Source organism: Streptomyces sp. NPDC047081 (assembly GCF_040643775.1).
GTDB lineage: Bacteria > Actinomycetota > Actinomycetes > Streptomycetales > Streptomycetaceae > Streptomyces.
In genome coordinates this window covers 128252-154675 of sequence record NZ_JBEYUY010000019.1, presented here as the reverse complement: position 1 = coordinate 154675, position 26424 = coordinate 128252, and the positions used below count along the sequence as shown (strand labels likewise).

Here is a 26424-nt window from a genome sequence, read left to right as displayed (position 1 = left end):
TCCCCGCAATGGATTGCCCTCATACCTTTGCCGAGGCAGCCGCTGAAGGGCAAGAGCGCACAGCCGCTGAGGAGCAGGAGTGCACTGCCGCCGAAGGGCAAGAGCGCCCGGTGCTCATGCCAAGAACCCCCGCAGCAGTGCCGCCGTCCCCGCGCAGTGCTCCCGCATCATCTCCCGCGCCCCGTCCGCGTCCCCGTCGAGGACCGCCTCGACCAGCGCGATGTGCTGCCGCTGGGAGTGTTCGAGGTTGCGTACGAGCAGCGGGATGCAGTCGAGCAGGTCGTTCACCGACGCCCGTACCGCCGCGTACTGCGCGGTGAGCGTCGGTGAGCCGCACAGTTCGGCCAGTGTCAGGTGCAGCAGCGTGTCCAGGCGGCGGTAGTCGGCCAGGGGCGCGTCGTGCGTGCGGGCGAGGGCCTCCCGGAGGCGGTCCGCCTGCTCGTCCGTCAGCCCGTGCGCCGCACACAGTCCCGCCGCCCCGACCTCCAGCACCTCCCGGAAGCGCAGCACGTCCTCGATGTCGACCTCGGTGATCCGCCGCCGCAGCTCGTCCTCGCCGCCCGCGTCCGTGCGCGGCAGCACGAAGGTGCCGCCGTAGCGCCCGCGCCGCGACTCCACCAGCCCCTGGTCCTGCAGCACCTTGAGCACCTCGCGCAGCGTCACCCGGCTGATCCCCAGCCGCTCCGCCAGCTCCCGCTCGGCCGGCAGCCGCTCGCCCCCCGGCACCAGGCCCAGCCGTACCACCTGCAGGATCTGCTCCAGCGCCTCCTCGAAGCCGTTCCCCGCCCGCACCGGCCGCAGCACCGGCGTCAACCGGTCCTCCAGGCTGCCGTCTGGATCCAGCGACATCCGGCCGTACCCCCTTCCCAAGCAATGGTTCTCCGCAATACCTTATGGCTTCCGGCCCGGTGGAAAAAGCGCAGCAGCCGAAGGAGCTCTCCCGTGGCAGACCGCACACCCCCGTTGAGCGTCGAGGAGCTGCACGCCCTCGTCGCGAGCGGTGAGATCGACACTGTCGTCCTGGCCTTCCCGGACATGCAAGGGCGCCTCCAGGGCAAGCGGTTCGCCGCCCGCTTCTTCCTCGACGAGGTCCTCCACCATGGCACCGAGGGCTGCAACTACCTCCTCGCCGTCGACACCGAGATGAACACGGTCGACGGGTACGCGATGTCCTCCTGGGACCGCGGCTACGGAGACTTCGCCATGCATCCGGACCTGTCCACCCTGCGGCGCGTTCCCTGGAACGCCGGTACGGCGATGCTCATCGCCGACCTCGCCTGGAACGACGGCTCGCCCGTGGTCGCCGCCCCCCGCCAGATCCTCCGCCGCCAGCTGGACCGGCTCGCCGAGCACGGCTTCACCGCCAAGGTCGGCACGGAGCTGGAGTTCATCGTCTTCAAGGACACCTACGAGCAGGCCTGGGACGCCAACTACCGAGGCCTCACGCCGGCGAACCAGTACAACATCGACTACTCGGTGCTGGGGACCGGCCGTATCGAGCCCCTGCTCCGCCGGATCCGCAACGAGATGGCGGGCGCCGGCCTGACCGTCGAGTCCGCCAAGGGCGAGTGCAACCCCGGCCAGCACGAGATCGCGTTCAAGTACGACGACGCCCTGGTCACCTGCGACCAGCACGCCATCTACAAGACCGGCACCAAGGAGATCGCCGCCCAGGAAGGCGTGTCGATCACCTTCATGGCCAAGTACAACGAGCGCGAGGGCAACTCCTGCCACATCCACCTCTCGCTCGCCGATGCGGCCGGCAACAACGCCATGCCGGGCGACGGCGAGGGCGGCATGTCCGACGTCATGCGGCACTTCCTGGCCGGACAGCTGGCGGCGCTGCGCGACTTCTCGCTGCTCTACGCCCCCAACATCAACTCCTACAAGCGGTTCCAGCCGGGCTCGTTCGCCCCGACCGCGGTCGCCTGGGGGTACGACAACCGGACCTGCGCCCTGCGGGTCGTCGGGCACGGCCGCTCCCTGCGCTTCGAGAACCGGTTGCCCGGCGGCGACGTCAACCCCCATCTCGCCGTCGCCGCGCTGGTCGCGGCCGGGCTGCACGGCATCGAGCAGAAGCTGGAGTTGCCCGAGGCCTGCGCGGGGAACGCGTACACGGCCGAGTACGAGCACGTCCCGACCACCCTGCGCGAGGCCGCCGAGCTCTGGGAGAACAGCCCGATCGCCAAGGCCGCCTTCGGCGACGAGGTCGTCGCGCACTACCGCAACATGGCCCGCGTCGAGCTGGAGGCCTTCGACGCCGCGGTCACCGACTGGGAGCTGCGCCGCTCCTTCGAACGCATGTGAGAGGTCGATTCCTTGTCGTACGAGCATGAGCTCCAGGTCCTCAACCCGGCCACGGAAGAGGTCGTCGCGACCGTGCCCGCCGCCACCGCGGCCGACGTGGACGCGGCCGTCGTACGGGCCACGGGCGCGCAGGTCGGATGGGCCGCCCTCCCGCCCGCCGACCGGGCCCGGCTGCTGCGCCGGTTCGCGGTCGCCGTCGACGAACACCTCGAAGAACTCGCCCAGTTGGAGGTCCGCGAGGCCGGGCACACCGTCGGCAACGCTCGCTGGGAGGCGGGCAACGTCCGCGACCTGCTCGACTACGCGGCGGGCGGCGTCGAGCGCCTGACGGGCCGCCAGATCCCGGTGGCCGGCGGCCTGGACGTCACCATCCTGGAACCGCTTGGCGTGGTCGGCGTCATCGCTCCCTGGAACTTCCCCATGCCGATCGCCGCGTGGGGCACCGCCCCCGCGCTGGCCGCCGGCAATGCCGTACTCCTCAAGCCCGCAGAGACGACCCCGCTGACCGCCCTGCGCCTCGCCGAACTCGCCCTGGAGGCAGGGCTGCCGGAGGGCCTCTTCCAGGTGCTGCCCGGGTACGGCCCGGTGGCGGGCGACGCCCTCGTCTCGCACCCGGGAGTCGCGAAGATCGTCTTCACCGGGTCAACGGCCGTGGGCAAACAGGTGTTGGCGAAGGGCTCGGCGCTCCTCAAGCGCGTCACCCTCGAACTCGGCGGCAAGAGCCCCAACATCGTCTTCGCCGACGCCGACCTCAAGGCCGCCGTCGACCCCTTCTCCTTCCTCGACAACTCCGGCCAGGACTGCTGCGCCCGCACCCGGATCCTGGTCCAGGAGACGGTGTACGACGAGGTCTCCGCGCTCCTCGCCGACGTGCTCGCGGCCGTCGTCGTGGGCGACCCGGCCGACGAGAAGACGCAGATGGGCCCGCTGATCTCGCGCCGGCAGCTGGACCGCGTGCGCGGGTACGTCCCCGCGGACGCGCCCGCCCTGCGCGGCAGCGCGCCCGAGGGCCCCGGCTTCTGGTTCCCGCCCACCGTCCTCACCGGCGAACGGCCCGACTCCGCCGCCGCCCGCGAGGAGATCTTCGGCCCCGTCGCCGTCCTGCTCCCGTTCACCGACGAACAGGACGCGGTCCGCCTCGCCAACGAGACGCCGTACGGCCTCTCCGGCTCCATCTGGACCCGGGACGTCGGCCGCGCGCTGCGCGTCTCGCAGGGCGTCCGGGCCGGCAACCTGTCCGTCAACTCGCACTCCAGCGTCCGCTACTCGACCCCCTTCGGCGGCTTCAAGCAGTCCGGCGTCGGCCGCGAGCTGGGCCCGGACGCCCTGACCGCCTTCACCGAAACCAAGAACGTCTTCATCAGCACGGAGGCCTGACCGCTCATGACCGAAGACAACATCTGCCGCCGTCTCGTCGGCCGTACCGCCGTCGTCACCGGAGCCGGCAGCGGCATCGGCCTCGCCACCGCGCGCCGGCTCGCCTCAGAGGGCGCGCACGTCGTCTGCGGCGACGTCGACGAGGCCCGCGGCAAGGCCGCCGCCGACGAGGTCGGCGGGATCTTCGTGAAGGTCGACGTCACCGACCCCGAGCAGGTCGAGGCGCTCTTCAAGACCGCCTTCGACACCTACGGCAGCGTCGACATCGCCTTCAACAACGCCGGCATCTCACCGCCCGACGACGACTCGATCCTGGAGACCGGCCTGGAGGCCTGGAAGCGCGTCCAGGAGGTCAACCTCACCTCCGTCTACCTGTGCTGCAAGGCCGCCATCCCCTACATGCAGCGGCAGGGCAAGGGCTCCATCATCAACACGGCGTCCTTCGTGGCGAGGATGGGCGCGGCCACCAGCCAGATCTCGTACACGGCCTCCAAGGGCGGCGTCCTCGCCATGTCCCGTGAGCTGGGCGTGCAGTTCGCCCGCGAGGGCATCCGCGTGAACGCCCTCTGCCCGGGCCCGGTCAACACCCCGCTCCTGCAGGAGCTGTTCGCCAAGGACCCCGAGCGCGCCGCCCGCCGCCTGGTCCACATCCCGGTCGGCCGGTTCGCCGAGGCCGACGAGATCGCCGCCGCCGTCGCCTTCCTGGCCAGCGACGACTCCTCCTTCGTCAACGCCACCGACTTCCTGGTGGACGGCGGAATCGCGGGCGCGTACGTCACGCCCCTGTAGGGACGAACCGGTACGGTCCACGCGTATGCGACACCTTCTCGCGTGGACCCTGCTGGCGGCCGCCACCCTGGCGGCCGCCCCCGCATCACCTTCGACGGCGGACACCAACTGCCCGCAACTGTCGACCACTTGGTACGGCGACAACCGCGCCCACCTGCAACAGGTGATCGACGAACGCGGCACCTGCTCGGGCCCCGCCCGCCACCCGGTCGCCGTCTTCGACTGGGACAACACGGTCACCAAGAACGACGTCACCGACGCCACGCTCTCCTGGGCCCTGCGCCACGACCAGCTCCTGCGCCCCGCCCGCTGGAAGGACACCAGCGCCTGGCTCACGGACGCGGCGGACAAGGCCCTGGCCAAGGCCTGCGGCACCGGCACGCCCGAGCCCCTGCGCACCTCCACCAACCCCCGCTGCACGGACCAGATCCTCGACATCCGCGAGAACGCCACCACCGCGTCCGGCGCCCCCGCCTTCGCCGGCACCTGGAACCACCGCCGCACGGTCCCCCAGTACGCCTGGGTCCCCCAACTCTTCGCGGGCCGCACCCCCGCGGAACTCGCCTCCTACGCCCGAGCGGCCCGCACGGAAGCCCTCACGGCCCCCATCGGCACCACCCGCACCCTGGGCACCCACACGGTCCCCGCCTACGTCCGCTACTACGACCAGCAGCGCGACCTGATCCGCACCCTCCAGCGCGCCGGATTCGACGTCTACATCGTCTCGGCAGGCTCCGAACCCATCACCGAGGTCTGGTCGAGGGGCGTCGGCATCGACGCCGACCACACCATCGCCATCCGCTCGGTCCTGGACCGACGGGGCCGGATCACGCCGTGGAACCAGGGCTGCGGGGGCGTCCCCGCGTCCCGTGGCAGCGCGATCCCGTACATCGACGGCAAGCGCTGCTGGATCAACCAGGAGATCTACGGCGTCCAGGGCGCCGCCGCCTGGGAGCGCCGGCCGTGGCCGCGCCGCCCGGCCCTCGCGGCCGGGGACGCCGACACCGACGTCACCTTCGTCGGCGACGCGACGGGCGCGCACCTCGTCATCGACCGCAACAAGCCGGAACTGATGTGCCGCGCCCACGACGACGCCGACGGCCGCTGGCTGATCAACCCGATGTTCATCGACCCGCTGCCACGCCGGGCCGACCCCTACCCGTGCTCGACGACGGCCTACAACGCCCCCGACGGCAGCCGGGGGCCGTTGCTGCGGGAGGACGGTTCCGTGGTCCCCGACCAGTCGGACACCGTGTAGCCGATCACGATCAGAGGAAGGTGTGTCCTTCCCCGCGGTAGGTCGGGACGGTGGCCGTGACCGCGTCCCCCTCCACCAGGTGCAGCACGTCGAACCGCTCGCACAGCTCGCCGGCCTTGGCGTGCCTGAACCACACCTTGTCGCCGAGCAGCAGGTCGTCGGCCGGGGAGCCGAGCAGCGGCGTCTGCACCTCGCCGGGACCCTCCTGGGGGTCGTAACGCAGCCCCTCGGGGAGGTAAGGCACGGGCAGCCGGTCGCGGCCGGGCGCGCCGGAGGCGGGATACCCGCCGCCGAGGACGGTCACGACCCCGACGCCCGGCCGCCGTACGACGGGCTGGGCGAAGAGCGCGGCCGGACGTCCGGTGAAGGAGGTGTAGTTGTCGAAGAGCCGCGGTACGTACAACCCTGACCCGGCACCGATCTCGGTGACGGCGTCCTCGCCGGCGGTGAACTGCACACTGCCGGTGCCGCCGCCGTTGACGAACTCCAGATCCGGTACGACGGCCCGCACCGCCCGGACGACCTCTCCGCGCCGCTCGGCGAGTTCGCGGCGGGCGGTGGCCTGCATGAGCCGTACGGCACGGGATCGGAGCGGCCGCCCGGCGACGGAGTCGCCCACGCCGGCGATATGACCCTCGTACGCCATGATCCCGACGACCTTGAACCCGGGCCGCCGGGCGACGGCGCGGGCGAGGTCGGCGACCTGGGCGGGGGAGTGCAGCGGCGAGCGGCGGGCGCCGACGCGCACGCGCCCGCCGAGGAGCTTGAGCGAGGTGTCCAATTCCAGACAGACCCGGATGACTTCACGACCGCCGTCCCTGGCCTCGTCGATGAGGCGGAGCTGGGCGGGGTCGTCGATCATCACGGTGACGGCGGCGGCGAGCTTGGGGTCGGCGGCGAGTTCGGCGAAACCGGCGCGGTCGGTGGACGGGTAGGCGAGCAGGACGTCGTCGAAGCCGCCGCGCGCGAGCCACAGCGATTCGGCCAGGGTGAAGGACATGATCCCCGCGAAACCGTCCTTCGCGAGGACCCGTTCGAGCAGGGTCCGGCAGCGGACGGACTTGCTGGCGACGCGGATCGGCTTGCCGCCGGCCCGGCGGACGAGGTCGTCCGCGTTGGCGTCGAAGGCCTCCAGGTCCACGATGGCGAGAGGGGCCTCGAGATGGGCGGTGGCCCGGTCGTAACGGGCGCGGTCGGCGGCGTGCGCAGTCATGAACGAAGCCTGCCAGACAGGATTACCGCAGGGTAGGGGGACGTTCCGGGCAGATGCCCCGGGCTGGTGGACTGGTTCCCGTTCGGGCGGGGGCAACCCGTAGAGTGACGCGCACGTACGACGGAACGGCGCCGGCTGCTTGGCCTGCGGCGGGATGCCGGTCCACGCGCACGGGTATGCGTGCCCGGGAGGGACGGGCGGCGGCGAGTTCGGCCCGGGTTCGGTGCGGGTTCGGTGTCGCGCGGTTGAGCACACGGACGCCGGTGCGCGTACGACGTAGGACTGGACGGCCCGGGGATGAAGGAAACGGGGGGTGCATGAGCACGGAAGCGCAGCACGCCTCATTCCCACCACGCCCGACGACACCGCCGCTGCCGGCGCAGCCGCCTGTGGTGGGGGAGCGGGGGCCTGGGGAGGCCGGGGAGCCCGAGGGCACCGGCGACCAGGGCTCGGGTGACCGGGGGTCTGCCGGCCAGGGGGGCAGCACGTGGGCTTATGGCGTGGCGGGGGCTGAGTCCTGGGGGCCTGGGGCGCCGGTGGCGGCCGGGGACGGGTCGAGGAGCGGCGGGCCGGGTGCTGGTGTGGCACGGGCTTCTGCACCGGGGACCGACGCGCAGGGGACTGACGCGTGGAGGTCGGGCTCGCGGGGGTCCGATGTTCCGGGGTCGTATGGACGTGGTTCCGACGCAGCGGGGCAGGACGCGAGTGGTTCCGTAGCGGGCGGTTCACGTGGGGTGTGGTCGCCGTGGCGGGGTTCGGAGCCGTTCGCGGCGTTCGGACGGCCTGCGGGATCGACCGGTGCAGGTGCGAGCGCGAGCACTGACGGTGACTTGTCGGCGGGCGCGTCCGGCACCGACCGAGCCGCGTCGCGCCGCGCCCACCCTCCGCGTCCAAGCGCCGGCGAATCCTGGGACGCCCCGCTCGACCCACCCCCTCCCCAGGCCTCCGCCCGCTTCCCGGACACCCCACCGTCGGTCGGCCGCGCTTCTCACGAGGACATCGCAGGCGGGCCAACCCCGCCTGCCTCTACGTCGGCGGGCCGTGGGCCGCGCCGCGACACCACTGGCATGCCCGCCCCGAGCGCCGATTCGCCGACGAACCGTGAGCCTGGCCGCAACGCGACGGGGACACCCATCCCGGGCGCCGCTTCGTCGGCGAACCGTGAGTCGGGTGGCAACAAGCCCGCCCCTGCTGCCGCTCCGTCCACGCCCCCCGAACCGCGCCGCGACACCACCGGCGCGTCCGCCCCCGACACCGCCGTACCCCCGCGCCCGAGCCACCGCTCGGCCGCGCCCCCGGCCGAATCGGCCCAGGAGTCCACCGGACGCCCGGCCCCGACCCGCCCGGAAACCCCCTCACATCCCTCCGCCTCCTCCCGCCGCCCCAACACGGCCCCACCCCCCATGCCGGACACCGAACCGACCTCCACCCCCGCCGACCCGCCCCGGCGCTCTCCGGCTCCCCCGGACGGCTTCTACCGCCTCGGCCGGGCCGCGCAGCCGCTCCCGGACGCCCGCCCGGCCTCCGCCGCCCCCGCCGATCCGCCCCGGCACCCCGGCTCGCCCACGCCCGACCGCTCCACTGCGTCCGCCGAGGGCTACCGCCCCGGTCCCGTCGCCCAGCCGCTTCCCGAAGCGCGCCCGGCGTCCGCGCCCGCCGAGCCGCCGCGGCGCCCTGCCTCACCCGCGACCGACCGCCCCGCGGCACCCCCCAAGGACCTCCGTCGCCCCGACGGCTCCGCGACGCCTCCCGAGGACTTCCGCCGCTCCGATCGCTCCGCGACGCCCCCTGAAGACTTCCGCCGCCCCGGCCGTAAGGCGCAGCCGCTCCCGGACGCCCGTTCGGCCTCCACCCCCACCGACCCGGCACGCCAGCCCGGATCGCCCACCTCGTCGACCTCCGACCCTCGCTCGGGCGGGGCAGCTCTCCCCACCCAGAGCACCCGCACGGACTCAGCCGGGTCCGCACCTCCGGTGCCACCCACGCGTACGGACTCGTCCGCACCCACGCGTCCGGGCTCGGGCGGGCCCAGCTCTTCGGCGCCCCGCACTCGCACAGGCTCGACCGCGCCCACGCGTCCGGGTTCGAACGCCCCCACCTCTTCGGCGCCCCGCACAGGCTCAACCACCCCCACACCTCCGGCACCCTCCACCCACCCGAGCCCAACCACCCCCGCACCCCCCACACCGACCACCCGCCCAACGCCCACCCCCACACGCCCCCCCACCTCCCACACGCCCCCCATGCCGTCCACCCACCCCTCCCCACCACCCCCCACCACCTCCGTAACCCCGGACCCCGCCCTCTCCTGGAGCGCCCCCATGGCCCCCGGTGGCGTCCCCGGGGCGAGTCGGCCCGTCGTGTCGTTCGGGGAGCCCGAGGGGTACGACGGGCAGGGGCGGCCGCGTGGGCTTCGGCGGGTGCGGTCTCGGGCCGGGGCCGTCGCCGCGTGTGTTGTGCTCGGGGTCGGGCTCATCGGCGGTGCCGTGACCGGGAGTTGGCTGGCCGGGGATGATGAGGCCGGCGGCTCCAGTGGCACCTTTGCCGCCGCCGGCTCGCTGTGGCACAGCGTTCCCGTCGACAAGCTCTTCCCGCCCACCGTCAACGGCCGGGGCGCCGGCCCCGGCGGAGCCGACCGCACCTGGACCCGTATCGCCGTCGCCCCGGACAGCGGATGCAAGGGCGCCTTCGACCCCCTGCTCGGCAAGGCCCTCGCACCCGTGGGATGCCAGCGGCTCATCCGCGCCACCTACACCGACGCCACCCAGAGCTACGTCACCACCGTCGGCCTCCTCTTCACCGACGCCGACGCCACCGCCATGGACTCCCTCGCCAAGCGCTTCCGGGACGAGAACCTCGGCACCCGTACCGACCTCCTGCCCCGCCCCTACGCGGCCAAGGACACCGCCGCCGCCGACTTCGGCACCAAGCAGCGCGCCTCCTGGACCCTCTCCGTCCTCACCGACGCCCCCGTCGTCGTGTACGCCGTCTCCGGCTGGGCCGACGGCCGTACCGTCGACACCCCCCAGCCCGCCGCACAGGCCACCAAGTCCGGCGCCACCACCCCCGCCGCCCAGTCCGGCCTCGGCAACGAGGCCCAGGGCCTCGCCGACCGCATCGAACGAGCCCTGAGGAAAGACGTGAGCAGTCCGGCCACGGAGAAGTCTTCATGAGGAGGAGGACGGGAGGGCGATCAGGGACTCTGCGGCTCGGAGGGATGAGCGTGCTGCTCGCCGCCTCCCTCGCCCTCGTGCCCTCCACCGCCGCCCACGCCGACGGCATACGCGCCCAGCAGTGGGCCCTCGACGCCATGCACACCCAGCAGGCCTGGCAGACCACCAAGGGCAAGGGCGTCACCGTCGCCGTACTGGACACCGGGGTCGAGGACGACCACCCCGACCTCGACGGCAACGTCCTGCCCACCAAGGACATGATCGGTTTCGGCGCCACCAAGGGGCAGCGCAACTGGGCCCGGCACGGCACCGCCATGGCCGGCATCATCGCCGGGCACGGACACGGCGTCGGCAACGCCGACGGCGTCATGGGCATCGCCCCCGAGGCCAAGATCCTCCCGGTGCGGGTGATCCTGGAGGACGAGGACCCCGCACGCAGCAAGGCCCGTTCCTCCCGCGGCAACGCCCTCGCCGAAGGCATCCGCTGGGCCGCCGACCACGGCGCCGACGTCATCAACCTCTCCCTCGGCGACGACTCGGCCTCCGCCCACCCCGAACCCGCCGAGGACGAGGCCGTCCAGTACGCCCTGAAGAAGAACGTCACCGTCGTCGCCTCCGCCGGCAACGGCGGCAAGAAGGGCGACCACGTCTCCTACCCGGCCGCCTACCCGGGCGTCATCGCCGCCACCGCCGTCGACCGCTTCGGCGCCCGCGCCGACTTCTCCACCCGCCGCTGGTACGCCACGGTCAGCGCCCCGGGCGTCGGCATCGTCATCGCCGACCCCGACCACAAGTACTACGAGGGGTGGGGGACCAGTGCGGCTTCCGCTTTCGTGTCGGGTGCGGTCGCTCTGATCAAGGCCGCCCATCCCGGGCTGACCCCCGCCCAGATCAAGAAGCTCCTCGAAGACACCGCCCGCGACGCCCCGGTCGGCGGCCGCGACGACTCCCGCGGCTTCGGCATGATCGACCCGGCCGCCGCGATCAAGGCCGCCGGCAAGCTCAAGCCGGAGGGGCTGCAGGTGGCCGCCTACGGCAAGAAGTACTTCGGCTCAGGGCCGGAAACCGCCAAGTCCGATGACGACACCACCGGTTGGGCCGCCCCGCTCGCGGGCAGCCTCGGCGGGGTCCTGCTCGTCGTCGCGGTGGTGCTGTGGCGCGGTCGCAGGCGCGGCCGTTACGACGACGGCTTCTAGGATCGCCTGCTAGGAAGCCGAAGCCGAAGCGGAGGTCGAGGCCGACGCTGTGGCCGTGTCTCCCGTGAACACCGACACCGCCGCCTTCGCCGCCGCCTCCACCAGCGAAATCCCCTTCGCCTGCGTCGAGTTGCCCTTGGACAGTGTGGCCACCAGGTAGTCGTGGCCGTCCACCGTCACGCGCCCGATGCTGTTGATGTCCCAGAGGTTCGTGGTGCTGCGGGCCAGCCAGCCGTTCTTCAGCGCCCACTTCGAACCGTCGGCCGCGGCCGAGACCCCCCAGTGCTGGTCGGCCTCTATCCGCCCCATCAGGCCCTTGATGTACGTCTGCGACGCCTTGCTCAGCTTCGAGCCGTCGCCGAACACCTGCTGGAGCAGCTTGAGCTGGTCGGCGGCCGTGGTCTGGGTCAGCCCCCACAGCGCCCCGTCGCCGCCCTCCGTGCCGGTCAGCCCGAACTTCTTGTTCGCGGCGTCCAGCCCGTCGGCCTTCCCGATGACGTCCCACAGCGCGGAGGCGGACGTGTTGTCGCTGTTCTCGATCATCTTGACGGCGTACGCCTTCTCCGTCGCCGTCAGCTGCCGGTCCGCGTCCTGCGCCTGCAGCAGCAGCGTCGCCAGGATGTCGACCTTCACGATGCTCGCCGTGTCGAAGGCGCCGTCGCCGTACGTGGCACTGTCGCCGGAGTCCATGTCCAGCACCGCCACCGACACCTCGGCCTTGCCCCCGACCGGCACCGACTTCATCGCCTTCGCGAGCAGCGAGTCGTAGTCCACCGCCGGTTGCGCCACAGGTTCCACCGACTCCTCCCCGTCCGCCGTGGCCGACGTCGAGGCCGTCGGCGACCCCGCCGACGATACGGGGGTCCCACCCGAGTGCGCCTGGGCCTTCACGTACACGGTCCCGGCGGCCGTACCGCCGACGATGGCGACGGTGGCGAGGGCGGTGTAGAGCATGGGGCGCGTCCGGGACGGACGAGCGCGGCGGCTGCTGCGGGCTCTGGGGGACTCCATGCCGCGATGGTCCGGGCGGCGACTGTGTGCGCCGTTAGACGGACGTTAGATGTGTGTCAGGGAAATCTGAGAAAGCCGTGAAGGCTGTGAACCGCCGGTTTCCGGCGCCGCACAAGCCCAGCAGCAAGCCCCCGATATCCGCCCGATAGGGTCGGTGACCGTGGCGAACAAGAACATTCCCGACTCCGGCTTCCCCGACGACGACGGCTCAGCCGACCCCCGGCTGAGCGCCGCGCTCGCCGCCTGGGCCGAGGACCGCACCGCGCTGGCACCGGTCCTGGAGGCGCTGAAGGGTGCCCGGCTCCTGGTGCCCGTCGTCGCCGTGCTCGGCGAGGTCGAGGAGGACGAGAACGGGCTGCGCCACGAGAAGACCAGCGACATGGCCGTACCGACCCTGAAGGCCGGATCCCGGACCGCCCTGCCCGCCTTCACGTCCACCGACTCGCTGGCCCGGTGGGACCCGGCGGCGCGCCCCGTCGCCGTACCCCTGCACCAGGCGCTGCAGGCCGCCGCGCACGAGAAGGCGGACACGGTGGTGCTCGACCTGGCCGGTCCGGTGCCGTTCGAGCTGACCGGGCCCGCGCTGCTCGCGCTCGCCGAGGGGCGTACGACGGCCGATCCGCTCGCCGATCCGGCGGTCGTGGAATCGGTGCGTACCGCCGTCGCCGCCGTGGGCGCGGTGGAACGGGCCTACCTCGGACCCGGTCAGGGCGACGGCACGCTCGCCCTGGTCCTCTACCCCGGAATGCCGAACGACGCGAGCGTCCACGCGGTCGCCCGGCGCCTCGCCGCCGACGAGACACTGAGGGCCCGCCTGGTGCGCGGCCTCGACCTGGCTCTGCTGCCGGTCGGGGCGACGCCTCCTGGCGAGCCCTTGTACGTACGGTGAGGGACTAGCCGTAGACGGGACCGGTGTACTTCTCGCCCGGGCCCTGACCGGGCTCGTCCGGGACGATCGACGCCTCGCGGAAGGCCAGCTGGAGGGACTTCAGGCCGTCGCGCAGCGGTGAGGCGTGGAAGGAGCTGATCTCCGTCACGGACGCGTCGAGGAGGCCGGCGAGGGCGGTGACCAGCTTGCGGGCCTCGTCCAGGTCCTTGTACTTGTCGCCCTCCTCGGTCAGACCGAGCTTCACGGCGGCGGCGCTCATCAGGTTCACGGCCACCGTCACGATCACCTCGACGGCGGGGACCTCGGCGATGTCGCGGGTCATCTCGTCGAAGCCGGGGGAGTCAGGGGACGCGGGAGGGGTGTCACTCATGTCCCACACGATAGGGCCCGGTGCGGGCCGGTTCGCACCACCCCCGGGTAGCTGCTAACCTTGTGTGACGACCGGCCGGACATTCATGTGCCCGGCCTACAAGTGGAGGCTCCGATCTCCCACCTGACCGTCCTCCGGGACGGCGGGTCACCCCGGTCAGGCGGCCGCCATCGTTCCGTACGGACGATGGAGTCGCCCGAAGTCGCGCCCCGCGTGATCGCGGTGGTGCTCCGGCAGTGTATTTGGAGCCCCGCCTGTGATCGTCCGGGGCATTTTTCATGCTTCGGCGCGGTTAGGTCTAAGGAAAGAGACATACGCGGCTGTCCGCCAGACCGCCGTGTGGTGCTAACCGAGGAGGATCCATCAGCGCCGAGCCCCGCATCAACGACCGGATTCGCGTTCCCGAGGTGCGACTTGTCGGTCCCAGTGGCGAGCAGGTGGGCATCGTCCCGCTGGCGAAGGCACTGGAGCTTGCCCAGGAGTACGACCTCGACCTCGTCGAGGTAGCGGCGAACGCCCGTCCGCCCGTGTGCAAGCTCATGGACTACGGGAAGTTCAAGTACGAGTCGGCCATGAAGGCCCGTGAGGCGCGCAAGAACCAGGCGCACACGGTCATCAAGGAGATGAAGCTCCGGCCGAAGATCGACCCGCACGACTATGACACCAAGAAGGGTCACGTCGTCCGGTTCCTCAAGCAGGGCGACAAGGTCAAGATCACGATCATGTTCCGTGGTCGCGAGCAGTCCCGGCCCGAGCTCGGCTACCGACTGCTGCAGCGTCTCGCGGAGGACGTCCAGGACCTCGGTTTCGTGGAGTCGAACCCGAAGCAGGACGGCCGCAACATGATCATGGTTCTCGGTCCGCACAAGAAGAAGACCGAGGCGATGGCCGAGGCCCGCCAGGCGCAGGAAGCCCGCAAGGCCGAAGCGAAGGCCAACCCCGGCAAGTCGCAGAACGCCGCCGAGGTCGAGACCGCCGTGGAGACCGAGGCTCCTGCCGAGGCTTCCGCCGAGGCGTGATCCACGGGGACACCGGTCCCCGGGACATAACCGAAACAAGAGCGACGTTCCGACGTGCCCGGTTTTCCGACCGGGCACCGGAGCGCCACCGACGAGGAGATAACGGCGCTATGCCGAAGAACAAGTCGCACAGCGGTGCCAGCAAGCGCTTCAAGGTCACCGGCTCCGGCAAGGTGCTCCGCGAGCGCGCCGGCAAGCGCCACCTGCTCGAGCACAAGTCGTCGCGCCTGACGCGCCGCCTCACCGGCAACGCCGAGATGGCCCCGGGCGACGCCAAGAAGATCAAGAAGCTTCTCGGCAAGTGACGCACGCGGCGCTCTGCCTCTGAGCGCCCGACGTCATCACCGGGACCCAATCGATACCGGGTCGTGTGAGTCCAACCACGGCCCCGCTACAAGGAGTTAACAAGTGGCACGCGTCAAGCGGGCAGTCAACGCCCACAAGAAGCGCCGGGCGATCCTCGAGCAGGCCTCCGGCTACCGCGGTCAGCGTTCGCGCCTGTACCGCAAGGCCAAGGAGCAGGTCACCCACTCGCTGGTCTACAACTACAACGACCGCAAGAAGCGCAAGGGCGACTTCCGCCAGCTGTGGATCCAGCGCATCAACGCCGCTGCCCGCGCCAACGGCATCACCTACAACCGCTTCATCCAGGGCCTGAAGGCCGCCAACGTCGAGGTCGACCGCAAGATCCTCGCCGAGCTGGCCGTCAACGACGCCGGTGCGTTCGCCGCCCTGGTCGAGGTCGCGCAGAAGGCGCTGCCGTCGGACGTCAACGCCCCCAAGGCCGCGTGACGCTGCGCTTGGCCTAGGCCGACGTGACTGTACGGACCCGCGGGCTTCTGCCCGCGGGTCCGTTTCGTTGAGTGCTGAGAGTGAGTGCGATGCCCGTTACCCCCGAGCTGATCTCCCCCCGTTCCGCTCGTGTCGCCGCCGCCCGGCGGCTGGCCAAGCGGAACTTCCGGGGCAAGGACCGGCTGTTCCTCGCGGAGGGGCCGCAGGCCGTCAGGGAAGCGGCCGGGCACGACACGGACGGCACCGCCACGCTCGTGGAACTGTTCGCGACCGTCGAGGCGGCGGAGCGCTACGCCGACATCATCGGCCGGGTCCGGGAGATCGGTGCCCGGGTGCATCTCGCGTCCGAGCAGGTCATCGCCGACATCTCCACCACCGTCACCCCGCAGGGGCTGGTCGGGATCTGCCGGTTCCTCGACACCCCCTTCGCGGAGATCCTCGCCGCCCGGCCCAAGCTGGTCGCCGTCCTCGCGAACGTGCGGGACCCCGGGAACGCCGGGACCGTGCTGCGGTGCGCGGACGCCGCCGGGGCCGAGGCCGTCGTACTCACGGACGCGTCTGTGGACCTGTACAACCCCAAGGCCGTACGGGCCTCCGTCGGCTCGCTCTTCCACCTCCCCGTCGCCGTCGGTGTGCCGGTCGAGGAGGCGGTGGCCGGGCTCAGGAAGGCCGGCGTGCGGATCCTCGCCGCCGACGGGGCCGGGACCGACGACCTCGACGACGAGCTCGACAAGGGCACCATGGGCGGGCCGACCGCCTGGGTGTTCGGGAACGAGGCCTGGGGGCTCCCGGAGGAGACCCGCGCGCTCGCGGACGCCGTCGTGCGCGTCCCGATCCACGGGAAGGCCGAGAGTCTGAACCTCGCCACCGCCGCCGCCGTATGTCTCTATGCATCGGCCCGTGCACAGCGCGCCTCCGGAGGGTGCCGCTCCGTCACCGAGAGCTAGTAGGGTGACCAGCTCGGGGGCCCCTGGCCGGCTGAGAGGTGGGGTACGGGGATGAGTGTGGGCACGAGCGGGGGCGTCGATCCCGACGAGCTGCCCGACGGTCTGGTCGTGGCCGACGAGGACGGCCGGGTCGTCTGCTTCAACGCCGCCGCCGAACGCATCACCGCGGTCCCCGCCGACGAGGCCCTCGGGCAGCGCCTGGAGAAGGCCCTGCCGTTAGAGGACCTGGAGGGGCGGCGCTGGTGGCAGCTGACCGATCCGTACGGCGGCCTCGCCATCCGGCGGCGACAGCCCGAGCGCAACCTCCTCCTCCCCGGCGGCCGTGAGGTGCTGGTCTCCGCGCGCTATGTCCGCGCCGAGCCCACCGGCCCGGTCCGCCGCGTCGTCGTCTCCCTGCGCGACACCGAGGCGCGGCGCCGCACCGAGCGCAGCCACGCCGAGCTGATCGCCACCGTCGCCCACGAACTGCGCTCCCCGCTCACCTCGGTCAAGGGCTTCACGGCCACCCTGCTGGCCAAGTGGGAACGGTTCACCGACGACCAGAAGCGCCTGATGCTGGAGACCGTCGACGCCGACGCCGACCGCGTCACCCGGCTCATCGCCGAGCTCCTCGACATCTCGCGGATCGACAGCGGACGCCTTGAGGTGCGGCGCCAGCCGGTCGACATAGGCGCGGCCGTCGGACGGCACATCCAGGCGTACGTCGCCGCCGGGCAGCCCGCCGACCGGTTCCTGCTCCGGCTCGAACAGCCGCTGCCCGACCTGTGGGCCGACCCCGACAAGGTCGACCAGGTGCTCAGCAACCTCATCGAAAATGCCGTGCGGCACGGCGAGGGAACCGTCACGATTGACATCACGGCCACGGAGTCCCCCCGCGAGGACGAGGACACCGGCACGTCGGTCACGGTGAGCGACGAGGGGCCCGGTATCCCGGAGGAGTCCATGAACCGCGTCTTCACCCGCTTCTGGCGGGGCAGCAAGCGCGGCGGCACCGGCCTCGGGCTCTACATCGTCAAGGGCATCGTCGAGGCCCACGGCGGCACCATCACCGTCGGCCGCGGCCCCCAGGGCGGCGCCGAGTTCCGATTTACGTTGCCCGTGAGCGCTCCGGCCTATCTGAGCTGAGTGCCCGCGGGCGCATTCGTATACCTCCACCCCGTTAGACTCGGCCTTTGGCACCTTTGTGTCCTGCACACGGCTTAGAGCGCCGGTCACGGGGACCATCCGCCAGCCAATCGGAAGCACGGGAAGAGATGTCGGCACCGAATAAGTCGTACGACCCGGTAGAGGTCGAGGCCTTGAAACCGGAAGAGATCGAGCGCATGCGGGACGAGGCGCTCGCCGCCTTCGCAGCCGCGGACTCCCTCGACGCGCTCCAGGAGGCCAAGGTCGCCCACACCGGGGGCACCTCCCCGCTGGCCCTCGCCAACCGCGAGATCGGCGCCCTGCCCCCGCACGCCAAGGCCGCCGCCGGAAAGCTCGTCGGCCAGGCCCGGGGCGCCGTGAACAAGGCCCTCGCCGGCCGCCAGGCCGAGCTGGAGGCCGAGCGCGACGCACGCGTGCTGGTCGAGGAGTCGGTGGACGTCACGCTGCCGTACGACCGCGTACCGGCCGGCGCCCGCCACCCGCTCACCACCCTGTCCGAGCGTATCGAGGACGTCTTCGTGGCCATGGGCTACGAGGTCGCCGAGGGCCCGCAGGTCGAGGCCGAGTGGTTCAACTTCGACGCCCTGAACATCGGCCCGGACCACCCGGCCCGCGGCGAGGCCGACACCTTCTTCATCGAGGGCCCGGACGGCGGCACCGAGTCCGGCGTCGTGCTGCGCACCCACACCTCGCCCGTGCAGATCCGCTCGCTGCTCGGCCGCGAGCTGCCGGTGTACGTGATCTGCCCCGGCGTCGTCTACCGCACCGACGAGCTGGACGCGACCCACACCCCGGTCTTCCGCCAGGTCGAGCTGCTCGCCGTCGACGAGGGCCTGACCATGGCCGACCTCAAGGGCACCCTCGACCACATGGTCCAGTCGCTGTTCGGCGAGGGCATGAAGACCCGGCTGCGCCCGAACTTCTTCCCCTTCACCGAGCCGTCCGCCGAGATGGACATGGTGTGCTACGTCTGCCGCGGCGAGTCCGTCGGCAACCCCGACCGCCCCTGCCGTACCTGCTCCTCCGAGGGCTGGATCGAGCTGGGCGGCTGCGGGATGGTCAACCCCAAGGTGCTGACCGCCTGCGGCGTCGACCCGGAGAAGTACAGCGGCTTCGCCTTCGGGTTCGGCATCGAGCGGATGCTGATGTTCCGCCACAACGTCGAAGACATGCGAGACATGGTCGAGGGTGACGTCCGGTTCACCCGGCCGTTCGGGATGGAGATCTGATGCGGGTCCCGCTTTCTTGGCTGCGGGAGTACGTCGACCTGCCGGCGACTCAGACCGGGCGTGACGTCCAGGCCAAGCTCATTTCCGCCGGCCTCGAGGTCGAGACCGTCGAGCACCTCGGCGCCGACCTCAAGGGCCCGCTCGTCGTCGGCCAGGTGCTGACCATCGAGGAGCTGGAGGGCTTCAAGAAGCCGATCCGCTTCTGCACGGTGAACGTCGGCCAGGCCAACGGCACCGGCGAGCCCCAGGAGATCGTCTGCGGCGCCCGGAACTTCGCGGTCGGCGACAAGGTCGTGGTCGTGCTCCCGGGTGCCACCCTGCCCGGCGGCTTCTCGATCTCCGCGCGCAAGACGTACGGCAAGACGTCCCACGGCATGATCTGCTCCAGCGACGAGCTGGGCATGGGCGACGACGGCACGCACGGCATCATCGTGCTGCCGCCGGAGACCGAGGTCGGCAAGGACGCCATCGAGCTGCTCGAACTGGTCGACGAGGTCCTGGACATCGCCGTCACCGCCAACCGCGGCGACTGCCTGTCCATCCGCGGCGTGGCCCGCGAGACCGCCATCGCCTACGGCCTGCCGCTGCGCGACCCGGCGCTCATCGACGTACCCGGCCCGAACGCCTTCGGCTACCCCGTCCAGGTCTCCGACCCGCACGGCTGCGACCGCTTCACCGCCCGCACGGTGACCGGCCTCAGCCCCGAGGCCCGCTCGCCGATCTGGCTCCAGCGCCGCCTCCAGAAGGTCGGCATGCGCCCGATCTCCCTCGCGGTCGACGTCACCAACTACGTGATGATGGAGCTCGGTCAGCCGCTGCACGCCTACGACCGCTCGCTGGTCCAGGGCACGATCGGCGTCCGCCGCGCGACCGAGGGCGAGAAGATCGTCACCCTCGACGGCACCGAGCGGAAGCTGCACGCCGAGGACCTGGTCATCACCGACGACCGCGGCCCCATCGGCCTCGCCGGTGTCATGGGCGGCGCCAACACCGAGATCGCCGACCACCAGGAAGGGGAGGGCACGACCGACGTCGTCATCGAGGCCGCCCACTTCAACGCGGTGTCGATCGCGCGTACGGCCCGTCGCCACAAGCTGTCCTCCGAGGCCTCCCGCCGCTTCGAGCGGGGCGTCGACCCGCAGGCCGCGGCCGCTGCCGCGCAGCGCACGGTCGACCTGCTGGTCCTCCTCGCGGGCGGCACCGCCGAGGCCGGCGTCACCGAGGTCGTCGCCCCCTCCGCGCCGCACACCATCGCCGTCCCGGCCGACCACCCCGACAAGGTCGCCGGCGTCGACTACGGCCGCGAGACGGTCGTACGACGGCTGCAGGAGATCGGCTGCGACGTGTACGGGCAGGACGAGCTGATCGTCACCGTCCCGTCCTGGCGGCCCGACCTCACCGAGATCAACGACCTCGCCGAAGAGGTCATCCGCCTGGAGGGCTACGAGAACCTGCCCTCCACGCTGCCCAAGCTCCCCTCGGGCCGCGGCCTGACCCACCGGCAACGGCTGCACCGCCGGGTCGGCCGGGCGCTGGCCGGGGCGGGCTATGTCGAGGCGCCGAACTACCCGTTCATCAGCGAGCAGATCTTCGACCAGCTGCTCCTGGATGCGGACGACCCGGGCCGCAAGGTCGTGAAGCTCACCAACCCGCTCAGCGACGAGGAGCCCGCGCTGCGGACCTCGCTGCTGCCGGGTCTGCTGGGTGCGCTGCGGCGCAACAACGGGCGGGGTTCGCACGACCTCGCCCTGTTCGAGACCGGGCTGGTCTTCCTTCCGCGCGAGGAGCGGAAGGTCGCCGTCGCGCTGCCGGTGGACCGGCGGCCGACCGACGAGGAGATCGCCGGGCTCGACGCGGCGCTGCCGGAGCAGCCGCGGCATGTGGCCGCCGTGCTCGCCGGTGCGCGTGAGCAGGCCGGCTGGTGGGGCAAGGGCCGCCCCGCGGACTGGGCCGACGCCGTCGAGGCGGGGCGCGCGGTGGCGCGGGAGGCCGGGGCCGAACTGGTCGTCCGCAAGGGGCAGTACGGGCCGTGGCATCCCGGTCGCTGTGCCGAGTTCGTGCTCGTCGTGGACGGGGCGGAGACGGTTGTCGGGCATGCCGGTGAGCTGCATCCGCGGGTCGTGAAGGCGCTGGGGCTGCCGGAGCGGACCAGTGCGATGGAGTTGGACCTGGATGCGGTTGAGTCTGTCGGCAACGACACGCCTCAGGCGCCGAGCATTTCCACGTTCCCGGTGGCTACGCAGGATGTCGCGCTCGTGGTCGACAAGTTCGTGCCGCATGCCGATGTCGAGGCTGCCTTGCGGGACGGAGCGGGTGAACTCCTTGAGGGCATCCGGCTGTTCGACGTGTACGAGAACGAGGAGCAGCTCGGTGAGGGGCGGAAGTCCCTTGCGTATGCGCTGCGGTTCCGGGCTGCCGATCGCACGCTGACCGTCGAGGAAGCGACTGCTGCTCGGGATGCGGCGGTTGCCCTTGCGGGGGAGCGTGTGGGGGCGGTGCTGAGGGGCTAGTTCGCCCAAGGGGCGGGGAGCTGTTGTTCGTTGGCGGCTGCGGGTTCGTCGTGGCTTGTCGCGCAGTTCCCCGCGCCCCTAAAAGAAGGGGCGCTGCGCAACCCTCCGTGAATATGCCCCTCACCTGCATAAATGCGAGTGGCTGGGGGCGTGTCACTCATCCGGGTGATGAATCTGGGTGATCTGGTCCTTGCGGGTCATGTGGTCGACAGAATCGGACCGGCCTTTCGGGGTCGGTCCGGCTGTGCTCTCGGGGCCTGTATGGGGGGCCATCGGCATGAATCGCAAGCGCTTGCTCGCGTTGGGGCTTCCTACGGCATGGGGGGCCGTGGCGATCACCTACAAGCTGGCCTGTCCGCTCGCCCAGCAGAACGGGCTGGGGGCTCGGATCGTCACCAGTGCCGTGTTCTTCGCCGTGGGGACCGGGCTGATACTCCATGTCCGGCATGCTCTGCTGCGTGAGCTGCGGGAGGTCAAGAAGGTCGCGGGGGTTGCGCAGAGCGTGTTGCTGCGGCCGTTGCCGCCTCGGGTCGACGGGCTGAATGTCGCCGCCGCGCAGTTGTCCGCGGATCGGGGGGCCGTGATCGGCGGGGACCTGTACGAGGTCATCGCCACCGAGCACGGGGTGCGGGTGGTGATGGGGGATGTGCGGGGGCATGGGCTGGCGGCCGTCGGGACCGTCGCCGCTGTGCTCGGGAGTTTTCGGGAGGCCGTGCACGACGAGGTGGATCTGGCGTGTGTGCTGCGGCGGCTGGAGCGGGCGCTGGGGCGGCATCTGAGGGAGCGGGCCCGTGCCGAGCATCCCTCCGCCGGGGGCGAGCCGGAGAGTCCGGTCGCCGAGGAGTTCGTCACCTTACTGCTGCTGGAGATCCGGCCGGACGGGGAGGTGCGCGTCCTCAACTGCGGGCATCCGTGGCCGTATCTGCTCAGCGGGGCCCGGGCGGAGCCCCTCACCCGGGCCGAACCGCTGCCTCCCCTCGGGCCGTTCCCGCTGCCCGCCGAGCTGCCCGCCGTCCGCTGCGGTCAACTCCTGCCCGGCGAGACCCTCTTCCTGCACACGGACGGTGTCGAGGACGCCCGTGACGGTCATGGCCGGTTCTTTCCGCTGCCGGCCGCGCTCGCCGAGGCCGTCGCGGCCGGGCCGGTCTCCCCGCAGTCGGTGCTGCGCGCCGTGCTGGCGGGGCTGCTGCGCCACACCGGCGGCAGGCCCGCCGACGACGTCGCGCTGCTGCTCCTGCGCAACGACCGCCGTCATGTCGTACGACAGCCTCCAGGTGAGCCGGTCGGACACCGGGCGCACCGCCTCACGTGACGTCGAGGCCGCGAACCGCCACGTACCCCCGCGGTGCGCCCGGCGCTCCCGCGTGGTCTCGGCGGGTCGGTTGGTTCTTCGGTGTCGGTATCGGTGTTCGTGTCTGGTCCGGTCGGCGGCGCCGTCCGCCCCGCCACGGAGTGTCGGGCAGGCAGCTGGGCGGACGGCGCGGAAGCGGGCCGCCGCACTGTACGAGGGGGAGCCGGCGGCCCGGCCGGCCTCTTGCGAGGCATTTCAGTCAACCGGCCCGAAACTCTCCGCGACAGTGCGCGTACGCTGCGGATTCGGGCACTCCGTTCACACCCCGTGTGAAGCCGCTCGCACTACTCTGACGGCACCGAGGCTCCCGGGGGGCATATATGCAGCCCAACACTCTGCTCGACGCGATCCTGGACGAGGCCGGGATCTCGCACGCGGGGTTGGCGGCACACGTCAATCAGGCGGGGCGGGCGCGCGGGCTCGCGTTGCGGTACGAACACACCGCCGTCGCACGGTGGTTGAAGGGCCAGCGGCCGCGAGGGCAGGTGCCCGACCTGATCTGCGAGGTCCTGGCGGGGCGCCTGCACCGGCCCGTCACGCTCGACGACATCGGGCTCGGGGTGCCGGGCGAGCCGTCCGCCCCGCACGGCACCTCCCTCTCCGGCTTCGTCGAGCGGGCCACCGCGCTGTGGCGCTCCGACGAGCAGCAGCGCCCGCACATACTGGGTGCGCCCGCGGTGACCGGCACGCCCGCGGTCATGCCCGTGTGGGAGTGGGAGAACCCGCCCGAGGACGTGGACGTGTCGCGGGGTGGGCGGCATCGGGTCACCCCCGCCGACCTGGAGATGCTGCGGGCCGCCCGCACCCACTACGAGCAGATGTACCGCAAGGCGGGCGGGATCGCGACGCGCACGCGGATCGTCGGCTTCCTGAACGCCGAGGCCGCCCCGCTGCTGCGGGGCAGCTACACCGATGCCACGGGCCGCCAACTGCACCGGGCGACGGGCGGGTTGGTGGCGATCGCCGGCATCTGCGCCTACGACTCCGACGCGCACGGGCTCGCCCAGCGCTACTTCCACCAGGCGCTCAGGCTCGCCAAGGCCAGCGGGGACCGGGGACTTGGCGCGTATGTGATCGCCCTGCTGGTCAACCAGGCGCTCTTCATGCGGGAGTACCGGCAGGCCGTCGCGTTCGCGGAGGCCGCGCTGCGCGCCGCCGGCAAACACATCACACCGGCGCTCGCCTGCGATCTCTACGCGATGCAGGCCAAGGCGTACGCACACCTCGGTGACGGCACGACCGCGCTGTCCTGCATCCGGCGTGCCGAGCAGGCCGCCGAACGCATCCGGCGCGGATACGAACCCGACGAAACGGGCTATGTCCAGCCCGGGTTGGTCAACGTCCAGGTGGCGGAGGCGTTGCTGAGTCTCGGGGAACTGGTGGCGGCGGGGGAGCACGCCGCGGCCGCCGTGGACAACCCGGCGCACGACCGGGGGCGCGTGCACCGGCTCGCCATGCTCAGCACGATCGAACTGCGCCGCGGAAACGCCGACAAGGCGGTGGCCACAGCGGTGCAGATGGCCGAACAGGCCCGTGGAATGGAGTCCCAGCGGCTGCGCGACAGACTCCGGGCGGTGCGCGAACACCTGGTGCGCAGCGGCTGCGCGGGCACCGCCGAGGCCGCCGAACTCATCGACGGGGCACTGCGCGTACCGCTGTAGACCGGTTCCCGAGCACCGCCGACCCACAGTCCCTGCTGCGATATTGCCACTTACTCGACGGAAGGTGGCAGAACCGTGCAGTGGACGAAACAGAACGAACAGCCTGTGTACTCAAACCGCTGGTTCAGCGTCAATCTCGCCGATGTACAGCTGCCCGACGGGCGGCACCTCGATCACTTCCTGATACGGCTGCGGCCGGTGGCCGTGGCGACGGTGGTGAACGAGGCGAACGAGGTGCTGCTGCTGTGGCGGCACCGATTCATCACCGACAGCTGGGGGTGGGAACTCGCGGCCGGGGTGGTCGAGGACGGCGAGGACATCGCCGTGGCGGCCGCCAGGGAACTGGAGGAGGAGACCGGCTGGCGGCCGGGGCCCCTGCACCACCTGATGACGGTGGAGCCGTCCAACGGCCTCACCGACGCCCGGCACCACATCTACTGGTCGGACGAGGGCGAGTACACCGGACACCCCGTGGACGACTTCGAGTCGGACCGCCGGGAGTGGGTCCCGCTCAAGCTCGTCCCCGACATGATCGCCCGCGGGGAGGTCCCGGCCGCCAACATGGCGGCCGCGTTACTGCTCCTGCACCACCTCAGGCTCGGCCAGGACGCGTAGCGCTGCGCGGTGGGCCGTCGTTGTCTGCGGCGCCGTCGTGGCTGGTCGCGCCCGCGCGGCGGTAGCCGCACGTGCAACACAGCCCCGCGCCCCTGAAGGGGCGCTGCCCCAACCGGCGTTCAGTGGCCCAGCGCCTGCCAGAGTGTCGCCACCAGCGCGCCCACCGCGGTCAGTGTCGCTATCGCGGGCAACGGCCAGCGGGCGTGCTCCAGCGCGACGATCCGTGCGCTGAGGTCGTCCATCTCCTTGTCGGTCTCCTCGGTGCGATGGTTGAGCAGGGCCAGCCCTCCCTCGACGCGCGCGTAGGCGACGTCGAGGCGACGGCGTAACTCTGCGAGTTCTCCAAGTGCCACGGGATGCTCGGGGTCGGCGGTCACGAGTCCGCTCCTTTCCGTAGTCGTCACATCCCTTGCATGCGCATGAAGAGTCAACTCGCCTGGTGGGCGCGTGGGGAGCGTGTGCGCGCGGCATATGCGGGCCCGCCGCGCACACGGTGTGTGAATGCCACGGGCCCGGCGCTCCGAAGGGTGCCGGGCCCGCGGTCGTAGCACTGTGTAATCAGCACCCTGGAACGGGCACTGTGCAAGCGGCGGTCGCCGTCAGCCGTAGGTGTAGAAGCCCGAGCCGGTCTTCCGGCCCAGCCGGCCCGCGTCGACCATGCGCTGGAGCAGTGGGGGAGCGGCGTACAGCGGCTCCTTGTACTCCTCGTACATCGAGTTGGCGATCGAGACGATGGTGTCCAGGCCGATCAGGTCGGACAGCTTCAGCGGGCCCATCGGGTGGGCGCAGCCCATCTCCATGCCGTTGTCGATGTCCTCGCGGCCCGCGATGCCCGACTCGAACATGCGGATCGCGGAGAGGAGATACGGCACCAGGAGCGCGTTGACCACGAAGCCGGAACGGTCCTGCGCGCGGATCGCGTGCTTGCCGAGCACCTTCTCGGCGAAGACCTGGGCGCGGCTGAGCGTGCCCTCGGAGGTGGTCAGCGCCGGGATCAGCTCGACGAGCTTTTGCACCGGGGCCGGGTTGAAGAAGTGGATGCCGACGATGTGGTCCGGGCGCGAGGTGGCGACCGCGAGCTTCACCAGCGGGATCGAGGAGGTGTTGGAGGCGAGGATCGCGTCCGGGCGGGTCACCACCTGGTCGAGGACCTGGAAGATCTCCGTCTTCACCTGCTCGTTCTCGACGACGGCCTCGATCACCAGGTCGCGGTCGGCGAACTCGCCGAGGTCGGTGGTGAAGCTGAGGCGCGCGAGCGTCTCGTCCCGCTCCTGCTCGGTGATCTTGCCGCGCTCGGCGGCCTTGGCGAGGGAGTTGAACAGCCGGGTCCGGCCGATCTCCAGGGCCTCGCCGGTGGTCTCGGCGACCTTCACGTCCAGGCCGGACCGGGCGCACACCTCGGCGATGCCCGCTCCCATCTGGCCGCAGCCGACCACTCCGACGCGCTCGATGTCGGTCACATCGTCCCCTTCGCTGATCTACGAATCCGGCAGGGTCCCCGGTGGTTCGGTGCCTGCTCCGAACCTGCACGTTACCTCCGGCGATCGTTGATCGATCGTTCGGGTACCGCG

Annotated in this window: 23 protein-coding genes; 17 read left to right on the top strand and 6 right to left on the bottom strand. The window is 71.5% G+C overall.

Features of this window, described 5'->3' with window-relative positions; translation table 11 throughout:
* Positions 1 to 114: 114 nt before the first annotated feature.
* Positions 115 to 849, bottom strand: coding sequence for an FCD domain-containing protein (locus ABZ848_RS31635; RefSeq protein ID WP_360837417.1), 735 nt, complete (start codon positions 847 to 849; stop codon positions 115 to 117).
* Positions 850 to 942: 93 nt separating this feature from the next.
* Between ABZ848_RS31635 and ABZ848_RS31630 the strand changes: the two genes are divergently transcribed.
* The 4 genes from ABZ848_RS31630 to ABZ848_RS31615 are packed head-to-tail and all read left to right on the top strand — an operon-like array spanning position 943 to position 5731.
* Positions 943 to 2307 (top strand): glutamine synthetase family protein, encoded by a 1365-nt coding sequence (locus ABZ848_RS31630; RefSeq protein WP_360837415.1) that lies wholly within the window; start codon positions 943 to 945, stop codon positions 2305 to 2307.
* A 12-nt stretch (positions 2308 to 2319) separates the two neighbouring features.
* Complete coding sequence (locus tag ABZ848_RS31625) at positions 2320 to 3684, top strand: aldehyde dehydrogenase family protein (RefSeq protein WP_360837414.1); 1365 nt, start codon at positions 2320 to 2322, stop codon at positions 3682 to 3684.
* A gap of 6 nt (positions 3685 to 3690) precedes the next feature.
* The gene (locus tag ABZ848_RS31620) at positions 3691 to 4473 is read left to right on the top strand and encodes a 3-oxoacyl-ACP reductase (protein WP_360837413.1); all 783 of its coding nucleotides are present in this window, start codon (positions 3691 to 3693) and stop codon (positions 4471 to 4473) included.
* 25 nt (positions 4474 to 4498) lie between these two features.
* Positions 4499 to 5731 (top strand): haloacid dehalogenase-like hydrolase, encoded by a 1233-nt coding sequence (locus ABZ848_RS31615; RefSeq protein ID WP_360837411.1) that lies wholly within the window; start codon positions 4499 to 4501, stop codon positions 5729 to 5731.
* Positions 5732 to 5741: 10 nt separating this feature from the next.
* Here ABZ848_RS31615 and ABZ848_RS31610 read toward each other — a convergent pair whose 3' ends face one another.
* On the bottom strand, positions 5742 to 6944 hold the full coding sequence (locus tag ABZ848_RS31610; protein WP_360837409.1) for an amino acid deaminase/aldolase: 1203 nt from the start codon (positions 6942 to 6944) through the stop codon (positions 5742 to 5744).
* Between the two features lie 2243 nt (positions 6945 to 9187).
* Between ABZ848_RS31610 and ABZ848_RS31605 the strand changes: the two genes are divergently transcribed.
* Together ABZ848_RS31605 and mycP are read left to right on the top strand one after the other, a co-directional pair.
* Positions 9188 to 10117, top strand: a complete 930-nt coding sequence (locus ABZ848_RS31605; protein WP_360837408.1) for a hypothetical protein — start codon at positions 9188 to 9190, stop codon at positions 10115 to 10117.
* Between the two features lie 44 nt (positions 10118 to 10161).
* Entirely contained in the window at positions 10162 to 11313 is a 1152-nt protein-coding gene (gene mycP, locus ABZ848_RS31600; RefSeq protein WP_360837406.1) for a type VII secretion-associated serine protease mycosin, read from the top strand.
* 9 nt (positions 11314 to 11322) lie between these two features.
* Here mycP and ABZ848_RS31595 read toward each other — a convergent pair whose 3' ends face one another.
* Positions 11323 to 12324: a serine hydrolase gene (locus tag ABZ848_RS31595; protein ID WP_360837404.1), complete on the bottom strand. Its 1002-nt coding sequence runs from the start codon at positions 12322 to 12324 to the stop codon at positions 11323 to 11325.
* A 160-nt stretch (positions 12325 to 12484) separates the two neighbouring features.
* Here ABZ848_RS31595 and ABZ848_RS31590 point away from each other — a divergent pair, with 160 nt between their 5' ends.
* Positions 12485 to 13213: an SseB family protein gene (locus tag ABZ848_RS31590; protein WP_360837402.1), complete on the top strand. Its 729-nt coding sequence runs from the start codon at positions 12485 to 12487 to the stop codon at positions 13211 to 13213.
* A 4-nt stretch (positions 13214 to 13217) separates the two neighbouring features.
* Here the strand turns inward: ABZ848_RS31590 and ABZ848_RS31585 are convergent, their stop codons facing one another.
* Positions 13218 to 13583: a DUF1844 domain-containing protein gene (locus tag ABZ848_RS31585; protein WP_242770747.1), complete on the bottom strand. Its 366-nt coding sequence runs from the start codon at positions 13581 to 13583 to the stop codon at positions 13218 to 13220.
* Between the two features lie 362 nt (positions 13584 to 13945).
* Here ABZ848_RS31585 and infC point away from each other — a divergent pair, with 362 nt between their 5' ends.
* The 10 genes from infC to ABZ848_RS31535 all read left to right on the top strand — a co-directional run bounded on the left by infC (position 13946) and on the right by ABZ848_RS31535 (position 24853).
* Positions 13946 to 14602 (top strand): translation initiation factor IF-3, encoded by a 657-nt coding sequence (gene infC / locus ABZ848_RS31580; RefSeq protein ID WP_242771274.1) that lies wholly within the window; start codon positions 13946 to 13948, stop codon positions 14600 to 14602.
* 110 nt (positions 14603 to 14712) lie between these two features.
* Complete coding sequence (rpmI, locus tag ABZ848_RS31575; protein WP_007829094.1) at positions 14713 to 14907, top strand: 50S ribosomal protein L35; 195 nt, start codon at positions 14713 to 14715, stop codon at positions 14905 to 14907.
* A 103-nt stretch (positions 14908 to 15010) separates the two neighbouring features.
* The gene (gene rplT, locus ABZ848_RS31570; RefSeq protein ID WP_004002577.1) at positions 15011 to 15394 is read left to right on the top strand and encodes a 50S ribosomal protein L20; all 384 of its coding nucleotides are present in this window, start codon (positions 15011 to 15013) and stop codon (positions 15392 to 15394) included.
* A gap of 89 nt (positions 15395 to 15483) precedes the next feature.
* Positions 15484 to 16341 carry an RNA methyltransferase gene (locus tag ABZ848_RS31565; RefSeq protein ID WP_360837400.1) on the top strand — a complete coding sequence of 286 codons (858 nt, stop codon included), beginning with the start codon at positions 15484 to 15486 and terminating at the stop codon, positions 16339 to 16341.
* Positions 16342 to 16392: 51 nt separating this feature from the next.
* A complete protein-coding gene (locus ABZ848_RS31560; protein WP_360837398.1) occupies positions 16393 to 17466 on the top strand; it encodes an ATP-binding protein in 1074 nt (357 codons plus the stop codon).
* Between the two features lie 128 nt (positions 17467 to 17594).
* Positions 17595 to 18716, top strand: a complete 1122-nt coding sequence (gene pheS, locus ABZ848_RS31555) for a phenylalanine--tRNA ligase subunit alpha (protein ID WP_360837396.1) — start codon at positions 17595 to 17597, stop codon at positions 18714 to 18716.
* On the top strand, positions 18716 to 21226 hold the full coding sequence (gene pheT, locus ABZ848_RS31550) for a phenylalanine--tRNA ligase subunit beta (protein ID WP_360837394.1): 2511 nt from the start codon (positions 18716 to 18718) through the stop codon (positions 21224 to 21226). The genes pheS and pheT overlap by 1 nt, the downstream gene beginning before the upstream one ends.
* A 277-nt stretch (positions 21227 to 21503) precedes the next feature.
* Positions 21504 to 22538 (top strand): PP2C family protein-serine/threonine phosphatase, encoded by a 1035-nt coding sequence (locus ABZ848_RS31545; protein ID WP_360837393.1) that lies wholly within the window; start codon positions 21504 to 21506, stop codon positions 22536 to 22538.
* Between the two features lie 359 nt (positions 22539 to 22897).
* On the top strand, positions 22898 to 24238 hold the full coding sequence (locus ABZ848_RS31540; protein ID WP_360837391.1) for a transcriptional regulator: 1341 nt from the start codon (positions 22898 to 22900) through the stop codon (positions 24236 to 24238).
* A 75-nt stretch (positions 24239 to 24313) separates the two neighbouring features.
* Positions 24314 to 24853, top strand: a complete 540-nt coding sequence (locus ABZ848_RS31535; RefSeq protein ID WP_360837390.1) for an NUDIX hydrolase — start codon at positions 24314 to 24316, stop codon at positions 24851 to 24853.
* Between the two features lie 119 nt (positions 24854 to 24972).
* On the opposite strand, the gene ABZ848_RS31530 is transcribed toward ABZ848_RS31535, so the two are convergent.
* A complete protein-coding gene (locus tag ABZ848_RS31530) occupies positions 24973 to 25230 on the bottom strand; it encodes a hypothetical protein (RefSeq protein WP_360837484.1) in 258 nt (85 codons plus the stop codon).
* A 222-nt stretch (positions 25231 to 25452) separates the two neighbouring features.
* A complete protein-coding gene (locus ABZ848_RS31525; protein ID WP_360837388.1) occupies positions 25453 to 26313 on the bottom strand; it encodes a 3-hydroxybutyryl-CoA dehydrogenase in 861 nt (286 codons plus the stop codon).
* Between the last annotated feature and the right edge of the window lie 111 nt (positions 26314 to 26424).